This window comes from Leptotrichia sp. oral taxon 879 str. F0557 (genome assembly GCF_000469385.1).
Classification (GTDB): Bacteria; Fusobacteriota; Fusobacteriia; order Fusobacteriales; family Leptotrichiaceae; genus Leptotrichia; species Leptotrichia mesophila.
The window spans coordinates 1-720 of sequence record NZ_KI271313.1 but is presented as its reverse complement, the minus strand read 5'-3'; the positions used below and the strand labels follow the sequence as shown (position 1 = coordinate 720).

Below are 720 nucleotides of genomic sequence, written 5' to 3'. Positions count from 1 at the left end.
GTGTTGCATAGTTTAAACATTTTCTTGGTCTTGAATTTATTAGCATTAAGTTCTTTATCAGGTCTTCCGTCTCTATTTTTGATATATCGGTCTTCTTAGGGTAAAATTCTCTCAGAAGACCATTGCTGTTTTCGTTACAGCCTCTCTGCCAAGAGCAGTACGGATCTGCAAAATAGAAATCTATTCCCAGCTTTTCCACCTCTTCCCAGCATGAAAATTCCTTTCCTCTGTCTGATGTAAAAGTCTTAAATGCTCCTTTGGGAATACTGGTTGTCAGCTACTTTATTGCTTCAAGCATTGAACTTTTACTTCTGTCTTCCAGCTTCATTGCTACATAAAACCGTGTCTTTAACTCCACAAATGTTGCAAAACAGGCTTTGCTTTCCCCTCTTGATGAAACTACAGAATCCACTTCCCAATGCCCAAAAACTTCCTTTGTACTTACTTCAGACGGCCTTTCTTCAATTGTTTTTCCAATATTAAATTTTCCTCTCGTCTCTTTAATTTTAGCTCTCCTTCCCTTTCTTCTTAAAACATTCAGGGAAACATCCAGAAAATTGCTGTACAGCCAGTTATAGATAGTTTTAAAGGACAGGATTCCTTTTAATTCCCTCCCAATAATCTGTTCAGGTGACCAGGTTTTGCAGAGCCTGTCTTCTATCAGATTTTTCAGTTCGGAGGTTATCTTTGAATTTCTTCCTTTATTAGCAGCTTTTGCAT

1 pseudogene is annotated in these 720 nt (G+C 37.6%); it reads right to left on the bottom strand.

The features are described from left to right. Nucleotides 1-661: pseudogene (locus tag HMPREF1552_RS12765) on the bottom strand (IS30 family transposase); the annotation flags it as partial. Nucleotides 662-720: the final 59 nt, after the last annotated feature.